Source organism: Micromonospora sp. NPDC005220 (assembly GCF_040607895.1).
Lineage (GTDB): Bacteria > Actinomycetota > Actinomycetes > Mycobacteriales > Micromonosporaceae > Micromonospora.
On the sequence record NZ_JBEXHP010000174.1, the window covers coordinates 1 to 7,772 of the forward strand.

The following is a 7,772-nucleotide window of genomic DNA, read 5'->3' on the forward strand; positions in this document are numbered from 1 at the left end:
CCGCCCCCGCGCCCCCGGCCGGCGCGGCGGTGCGCCTCGGCGGCCTCGGCGCCCCGCACCCCCGCCCCCAGCGCCCGCAGCGCGGCGCCGGCCGGCCCGGCGCACGGCGAGCCGGCGAGCCGGTGCAGCGCCACCGCCATCGCCACCGCCTCGGCGGCGGTCAGGTTGACCGGGGGCAGGGTACGGGCGCGGTCCAGGACGTAGCCGCCGGTGCGCCCGGGCTCGGCCCAGATCGGCACCCCGGCCTCCTGCAACGCGCCGAGGTCCCGTTCGATGGTCCGGCTGCTCACCTCGAAGCGCGCGGCCAGCCAGCGGGCGCTGCGCGGCCGCGGTGACACCGCCCGCAACTCCTCGACCAGCGCGTAGAGGCGATCCGTGCGGTTCATGCCCGGCACGCTACGGCCGGGGTACGACGCCCCCGGCGACCGCCCACAGACGCGGACGCCCCAACCGACCAGGAGATCTTGGACAGTTACCGTCACGACCTAACGGAAACTGTCCAAGATCTGCACGGCGGCAGGCGACCGGCCACAGGCGGACCGCCGCACACGCACGGCGGCAGACGCACGGCCCACAGACGCACGGCCGCAGACGCACGGCCCGCAGACGGACCGCCCGCTGACGATCGGCCTCAGATGCACGGCCCACAGACGCACGGCCCGCAGACGGATCGGCCGCAGGCGCGGGGGCGCGGAGAGCCGCCGTCAGGCGATGCAGGCGCAGACGATCAGCGCGGCCCCGAAGTGGGTGGCGGCGCTGACCCGGGCGGCCGGGTGCGGGTCGGGCGAGCAGATGACCTCGCCGAGCTTGCCGGGGGTGAGCAGGTCCAGCACCACGAAGGCCAACGCCATGATCACCAACCCGACCAGCCCGAAGATCAGGGTGGAGGCGAGCCCCTTGCCGAAGTCGCTGTAGCTGGTCAGGATCGCGGTGAAGACGATCCCGGCGATGCCGAGCTGGTTGGCGGCGAGCAGCAACCCCGCGTTGGCGTTGCGGTCGACCCAGATCAGGTCTCGTAGCCGACCCGGGGTGAGCAGGTCGACGAGCCCGAAGCCGGCCGCCATCAGCCCGACGCCGACGATCCCGAACACGACGCTCTGCCAGGCACCGCTGAACAGATCCTCCAGCACCGACTGCCTCCCGACTCTCCGCCCGGAGGGGTACCGGCGCGATGATCGAGACGATAGCGGCAGCGCGCAATCGCGTCAGCCCCTGCCTACAGCGCCAGGTAGCGCTGCCGCTCGTACGGGGTGACCTCGCGGCGGTACTGCTCCCACTCGGCCCGCTTGTTGCGCAGGAAGAAGTCGAAGACGTGCTCGCCGAGCACCTCCGCGACCAGCTCGGAGCCGGCCATCACGTCGATCGCCTCGGCGAGGTTCTCCGGCAGCGCCTCGTAGCCCATGGCGCGCCGTTCGGCGCTGGTCAGCGACCAGACGTCGTCCTCGGCGCCCGGCGGCAGCTCGTACCCCTCCTCGATGCCCTTCAGGCCGGCGCCGAGCAGCACCGCGAAGGCGAGGTACGGGTTGGCCGCCGAGTCCAGTGAGCGGACCTCGACCCGGGCCGAGTTGGGCTTGCCGTACGCCGGAACGCGGACCAGCGCGGACCGGTTGAGGTGACCCCAGCAGACGTACGCGGGGCTTTCGGTGATCCGGTCCGGGAGGGCCTGTGGGAAGAGCCGCTTGTACGAGTTGACCCACTGGTTGGTGACCGCGGTGTATTCCCGGGCGTGCACCAGCAGGCCGGCGATGAACGACTTCGCCACCTTGGACAGCTTCATCGGGTCGCCGCTGTCGTGGAAGGCGTTGCGCTCGCCCTCGAACAGCGACAGGTGGGTGTGCATCCCGCTGCCCGGCTGGTCGGTGAACGGCTTCGGCATGAAGCTGGCCTGCACCCCGGTGGAGAGCGCGACCTCCTTGACCACGTGCCGGAAGGTCATGATGTTGTCGGCGGTGGTCAGCGCGTCGGCGTAGCGCAGGTCGATCTCCTGCTGGCCGGGTGCGACCTCGTGGTGGCTGAACTCCACCGAGATGCCGATCCGCTCCAGCGCCAGCACGCCCTGACGGCGGAAGTCGCGGGCCACGGCGTGGGTGGTGTGCTCGAAGTAGCCGCCGGTGTCGACCGGGGTGGGCACCGAGCCGTCCTGCGGACCATTTTCCAGCAGGAAGAACTCGATCTCGGGGTGGGTGTAGAAGGTGAAGCCCTTCTCGGCCGCCTTGGACAGCGCACGGCGCAGCACGTGCCGGGGGTCGGCCCAGGACGGGCCGCCGTCGGGCAGCAGGATGTCGCAGAACATCCGGGCGCTCTCGCCGCTGACCCCGCCCTCGAAGGGGAAGACCTGGAAGGTGGTCGGGTCGGGCATGGCCACCATGTCCGATTCGAAGACCCGGGCGAAGCCCTCGATCGCCGAGCCGTCGAAGCCGATGCCCTCCTCGAAGGCGGCCTCCAGCTCGGCGGGTGCCACCGAAACGCTCTTGAGCGTGCCCAGAACGTCGGTGAACCACAGCCGGACGAACCGGATGTCCCGCTCTTCCAGCGTGCGGAGGACGAACTCCTGCTGACGGTCCACTTCCCCAACCCCTCGCGACACTCTTTTGTCCGCCTTGGCCGGGCTGCACCCGACCTGATCGCCCAGTGTTCCCGGGCCTGGTTACGCAGACGTTACGCGAACTGCCGCCGGCCGTCCCCTCGCATCCCGTCCGACGAGCGTGGGCTCCCGCCGTGCCGCCGCGTCCGCCGCCGGGACGGCCCAGCTCCTGCCGCCGCGGCCTGGCGCGCGCCCATCGCGGCAGGTGGCGGCAATCTCGTCCGAGGGTACGGATTCTCCCGCGGAGGCTGGGGCAAGATGAGGACATGCCCACCCTGCGTCTCGCCCTGTCCCAGGTCGACCCGACCGTCGGCGACCTCGCCGGAAACGCCGACCTGGTCCGCAGCTGGACCCGCCAGGCCGCCGATGCCGGTGCCCAGCTGGTGCTCTTCCCGGAGATGATGCTGACCGGCTACCCGGTCGAGGACCTGGTCTTCCGGCGTTCCTTCGTCGCCGCGTCCCAGGCCGCCGTGCAGCGGCTGGCCGCCGACCTGGCCGCCGACGGTCTCGGCGAGGTGCCGGTCGTGGTCGGCTACCTGGACGCCGACGGGCCGCCGCAGGTCAGCGGGGACGCCGAGCCGGGCCGAGGTGCCCGCAACGCCGCCGCGCTGCTGCACCGGGGCGTGGTGGCCGCCCGCTACTTCAAGCACCACCTGCCCAACTACGGGGTCTTCGACGAGGACCGCTACTTCGTCCCCGGCGACATCCTGAGCGTGGTGCGGATCGGCGGCGTGGACGTCGCCATGACCATCTGCGAGGACCTGTGGCAGGCCGGCGGTCCGTTCGCCGCCGCCCGGAGGGCCGGCGTCGGCCTGGTCGTCAACATCAACGGCTCGCCGTACGAGCTGAACAAGGACGACATCCGGCTGCCGCTGGTCCGCCGCCGGGCCGCCGAGGCGGGCGCCACCATCGCGTACGTCAACATGACCGGCGGCCAGGACGAGCTGGTCTTCGAGGGCGACTCGATGATCGTCAGCGCCGACGGTGAGCTGCTCACCCGGGCCCCGCAGTTCGTCGAACACCTGCTCGTGCACGACGTGGAGCTGCCGGCCGCCGGCGCCCCGCCGACCACCGAGACGGTGGCGGACGGCATGCGGATCGTGCACAGCACCCTGGACGGCGTTCCGCCCTCGCCGTCCGGCCCGGCCGCCACCGGCGGGCTGTTCGAGCCGGTGGCCGACGAGGCGGAGGTGTGGCAGGCGCTGGTGGTGGGGCTACGCGACTACGTCAACAAGAACCGGTTCCCGTCGGTGGTGCTCGGTCTCTCCGGCGGCATCGACTCGGCGGTGGTGGCCGCGCTCGCCGTCGACGCGCTCGGGCCGGACCGGGTGGTCGGGGTGTCGCTGCCCAGCCAGCACTCCTCGGAGCACTCCCGGGAGGACGCCGCCGACCTGGCCAAGCGCACCGGCCTGGACTACCGGATCGAGCCGATCCAGCCGATGGTGGACGCCTTCCTGGCCAACCTGTCGCTGTCCGGGATCGCCGTGGAGAACCTGCAGGCCCGGGTCCGTGGCGTGATCCTGATGGCGCTGTCGAACCAGGAGGGCCACCTGGTGCTGACCACCGGCAACAAGAGTGAGCTGGCGGTCGGCTACTCCACCCTGTACGGCGACTCGGTGGGCGGCTTCAACCCGGTCAAGGACGTCTGGAAGACGCTGATCTGGCGGCTTGCGAAGTGGCGCAACAGGGACGCGGCCCGGCGCGGTGAGACCGCCCCGATCCCGGAGAACTCGATCGGCAAGCCGCCGAGCGCCGAGCTGAGCCCCGGCCAACTCGACAGCGACAACCTGCCCGACTACGACGTCCTGGACCCGATCCTGATCGGGTACGTCGACGGCGACCTCGGCCGCGACGGGCTGGTCGAGTCGGGGCACGACCCGGCGATCGTGGACAAGGTGCTGCGGTTGGTGGATACCGCCGAGTACAAGCGACGGCAGTCGGCCCCGGGCACGAAGATCTCCATGAAGGCGTTCGGCCGGGACCGCCGTCTGCCGATCACCAACCGGTGGCGCGAGCACGGCTGAGCCGTACACCTGGGGGTGCCGGGTCGGTGGCGCGGCCCGGCGCCGCCGCGCGGGCGCCTTCCGGCTGCGACGCCGCGGCCTTGCCCGGCGCGGAGTGACATCTTGCACTGGGCCCTGCCGTCACCCCGTCTCACGGTGCGACGATCGCGACGGAACCCGGGGACCGCGCAGGCGGCCTCGAGGAAGGGAGACAGAGATGGTGGAGTCCACTCCGCACGAGGTGACCGCGTTGTACGGCGGCCCAGCCACCCGACGGGTCCGCACCCGCGACCTGATGGCCGCCAAGGAGCGCGGCGAGCGGTGGCCGATGCTCACCTCGTACGACCAGTACACGGCGTCGATCTTCGACCAGGCCGGTGTGCCGGTGCTGCTGGTCGGCGACTCGGCCGCGAACAACGTGTTCGGCTACGAGACGACCCTGCCGATCACCGTCGACGAGCTGCTTCCGCTGGTGCGGGCCGTGGTGCGGGCCACCCGGCAGGCGCTGATCGTCGGTGACCTGCCGTTCGGCTCGTACGAGGAGGGTCCGGCCCAGGCGCTGCGGACCGCCGTCCGGTTCATGAAGGAGGGTGGCTGTCACGCGGTGAAGTTGGAGGGTGGCCGCCGCAACGCCGCGCAGATCGCCGCGATCGTCGGCGCCGGCATTCCGGTGATGGCGCACATCGGTTTCACCCCGCAGAGCGAGCACACCCTGGGCGGCTACCGCGTGCAGGGTCGCGGCGACACCGCCGACGAGGTGCTGGCCGACGCCTGGGCGGTGGCGGAGGCGGGCGCGTTCGCGGTGGTGCTGGAGATGGTGCCCGGCGAGGTGGCCAAGCGGATCACCCACGAACTGCCGATCCCCACTGTGGGTATCGGCGCGGGCCCGGACACCGACGCGCAGGTGCTGGTCTGGCAGGACATGGCCGGGCTGCGGACCGGTAAGGCGCCCCGCTTCGTGAAGCGGTACGCGGATCTGGCCGGCGCGCTCAACGACGCCACCCGCCGGTTCGCCGACGAGGTCCGCGGCGGCGAATTCCCCGCCGCTGAGCACACCTTCTAATAGTCCAGTGGTCTGGGCTGGCGGGGGTGGGCTGCGTCCACCCCCGCCACCCGTCCCCCTGTTCGCCCAGCCCAGGACGACACTCCGAGCGACGGGTCACGAACGGTGGTCGGTGCCGCCCGGTCCTGCGGCTGCGGCTGCGCGTCGCGGCGACCACCGGGTCACATGGTGACGACGATCTTCCCCGCCGGGTGCCCATGCCGGAGGTGGCGGATCGCGTCCGCCGTCTCGGCCAGAGGATAAGTGCGGTCGACCGCCGGGGTGAGCGCCCCCGATTCGATGAGGTTTCCCAGCTCGCTCAGGTCCTTGGTTCGCTCGACCGCGCTCACGCTACGCAGCCGTTGACCGACGAACACCGATAGCAGCGGCGCGCGGAACATCTGCCGGTCGTAGCCGCTGAGCACCGGGCCCTTGGTGTACGTGCCGCCGACCAGCGCCAATGTCCCGTGTGGGGTGAGGGCGCGGCGCAGGAGAGAGATCGGCCGATCGCCGCCCGTGTCGATGACCACGTCATAGATCGGACCATCGCGGTCGACCTCCTCGCTGGTGTAGTCGAGGATGTCGTCGGCGCCGAGGGTGCGTACGAACGCGGCCCTGGCCGGCGTGCAGACGGCGGTGACCGTCGCCCCGTACGCCTTGGCGATCTGTACGGCGTGCGACCCGACGCCGCCGGATGCGCCGATGACCAGGACGCGTTGCCCCGGGCGCACCCCGCCGCTGTCGCGGACCGCACGCAGCGCCGTCATCCCGGAGACCGGCGCGGCGGCGGCCTGCGCGAACGACAGGTTGGCCGGTTTGCGGGCCAGCCGCCGCTCCGGCGCGCTCGCGAACTCGGCGTACGAGCCGCGCAGACAGGTGCCGAACACCTCGTCGCCGGGCCGGAACCGGGTCACCCGAGCGCCGACCGCAACCACCACCCCGGCCAGATCCCGGCCGCGCACCGGAACCCGGGGCCGGCGCAGCCCGCCGGCCAGCCGCGCCAGGTAGGGCCGACCGGTCATGAAGATCCACACTCCGGGGTCGACCCCGGCGGCGCGGACCTGGACGAGGACCTCCTCGTCGTTCACGGTCGGTTGGTCTATGTCGCGGAGGTGGAGCACGTCGGCTGGGCCGTAGCTGTCCTGGACGATGGCCTTCATGGCGCCGCCTCTTCGGGGTATTGGAAGACGTCGTCGAGACGTGCGTCGAACAAGCGCGCAATCTTGAACGCCATCTCCAGCGACGGCGAGTAGCGACTCTGCTCGATGGCGATGACGGTCTGCCGGGTCACGCCGATCCGCTCGGCGAGCTCGGCCTGGGTCATCTCGCCGTGCGCGAAGCGCAGCGCGCGGATGTTGTTCGTGACGCGGGTCGGCTTCACCACTGCGGGACACCCTTGCGGTAGACAATCACCTTCGCCAGGCCACCAACCGCCGCCGACAGGACGAAGCACAGGTAGATGACGTTGGCGATCCAGAACCGGTCCCACTCGGCCAGCGCCATCAGCATCGCCGACACCGCGCCGACGACCACGAACGCCTGGCCGACGTGGTCACCGAGTCGTCCGATCTCCCGGTCACGGACGTCCTTGGCCCGGGAGGCTTTGGGGTTCACCACACCCATCCCGATCTCGGCCACGATGTTCGCGACGATGGCCCCGCCGACCGTCCACAGCAGGACCGCGGCATACGGGGTGGCGGTGAGCGGGCCGTCGTCGGCCCGGTTCAGGACGACGGCGGCGTAGACGGCGTAGCCCACCACGCTGACCACCAGCATGATCCAGGCCCGTTTCTCCTCGTGTGTCACGGCCGCCTCCTACTGTAAAGAATTCTTGACATGCCCATAGTATGGCGTCTTTGACATGGTGTCTAGAAATTTTTACATCGTCATCTCTCCTGCCGCACCACACCTCCCCGGACCCGGTCAACCACCGGTCAACACCAGCCACCCGGACCGGGTCCCTCATTGATCATGGTGACTGGTTTTGTCGTACACCTGTTCTAGTGTCAGGGTGTGATCGAGGCGTTGGCGCAGGCGCGGGGCGCGGTGGGGGGGGGCGCGGCCCGGCGGGCGCGGGGGCGCGCCGCCCCGGAGCGCACGCCCGCGGGCGGCAGCGCGCCCCCGGCACGGCCGCACGCCGGCG

At 71.4% G+C, this 7,772-nt stretch carries 8 protein-coding genes; 2 read left to right on the forward strand and 6 right to left on the reverse strand.

The window, feature by feature from the left end; all coding sequences use genetic code 11:
- The 3 genes from ABZU52_RS30935 to glnA all read right to left on the reverse strand — a co-directional run.
- The coding region (locus ABZU52_RS30935; protein ID WP_354974464.1) for an HTH domain-containing protein at positions 1-386 on the reverse strand (386 nt) is incomplete at its 3' end.
- A 318-nt stretch (positions 387-704) separates the two neighbouring features.
- Positions 705-1,130 (reverse strand): DUF350 domain-containing protein, encoded by a 426-nt coding sequence (locus ABZU52_RS30940; protein ID WP_354974465.1) that lies wholly within the window; start codon positions 1,128-1,130, stop codon positions 705-707.
- Between the two features lie 86 nt (positions 1,131-1,216).
- Entirely contained in the window at positions 1,217-2,566 is a 1,350-nt protein-coding gene (gene glnA / locus ABZU52_RS30945) for a type I glutamate--ammonia ligase (protein ID WP_354974466.1), read from the reverse strand.
- 284 nt (positions 2,567-2,850) lie between these two features.
- Between glnA and ABZU52_RS30950 the strand changes: the two genes are divergently transcribed.
- Together ABZU52_RS30950 and panB are read left to right on the forward strand one after the other, a co-directional pair.
- A complete protein-coding gene (locus tag ABZU52_RS30950) occupies positions 2,851-4,608 on the forward strand; it encodes an NAD+ synthase (RefSeq protein ID WP_354974467.1) in 1,758 nt (585 codons plus the stop codon).
- Positions 4,609-4,804: 196 nt separating this feature from the next.
- Positions 4,805-5,650 carry a 3-methyl-2-oxobutanoate hydroxymethyltransferase gene (gene panB, locus ABZU52_RS30955; RefSeq protein WP_354974468.1) on the forward strand — a complete coding sequence of 282 codons (846 nt, stop codon included), beginning with the start codon at positions 4,805-4,807 and terminating at the stop codon, positions 5,648-5,650.
- 161 nt (positions 5,651-5,811) lie between these two features.
- Here panB and ABZU52_RS30960 read toward each other — a convergent pair whose 3' ends face one another.
- Genes ABZU52_RS30960 through ABZU52_RS30970 form a run of 3 tightly spaced genes read right to left on the reverse strand, consistent with a single transcriptional unit; the run spans position 5,812 to position 7,435 of the window.
- Complete coding sequence (locus tag ABZU52_RS30960) at positions 5,812-6,789, reverse strand: NAD(P)-dependent alcohol dehydrogenase (protein ID WP_354974469.1); 978 nt, start codon at positions 6,787-6,789, stop codon at positions 5,812-5,814.
- The gene (locus ABZU52_RS30965) at positions 6,786-6,983 is read right to left on the reverse strand and encodes a helix-turn-helix transcriptional regulator (protein ID WP_347662521.1); all 198 of its coding nucleotides are present in this window, start codon (positions 6,981-6,983) and stop codon (positions 6,786-6,788) included. The genes ABZU52_RS30960 and ABZU52_RS30965 overlap by 4 nt, the downstream gene beginning before the upstream one ends.
- Before the next feature lie 23 nt (positions 6,984-7,006).
- Complete coding sequence (locus tag ABZU52_RS30970; RefSeq protein WP_354974470.1) at positions 7,007-7,435, reverse strand: hypothetical protein; 429 nt, start codon at positions 7,433-7,435, stop codon at positions 7,007-7,009.
- Between the last annotated feature and the right edge of the window lie 337 nt (positions 7,436-7,772).

Coding starts and splice junctions, on each gene's coding strand:
- ABZU52_RS30950 (WP_354974467.1), top strand. CDS start 2,851: ATGCCCACCCTGCGTCTCGCCCTGTCCCAGGTCGACCCGACCGTCGGC.
- ABZU52_RS30960 (WP_354974469.1), bottom strand. CDS start 6,789: ATGAAGGCCATCGTCCAGGACAGCTACGGCCCAGCCGACGTGCTCCAC.
- panB (WP_354974468.1), top strand. CDS start 4,805: ATGGTGGAGTCCACTCCGCACGAGGTGACCGCGTTGTACGGCGGCCCA.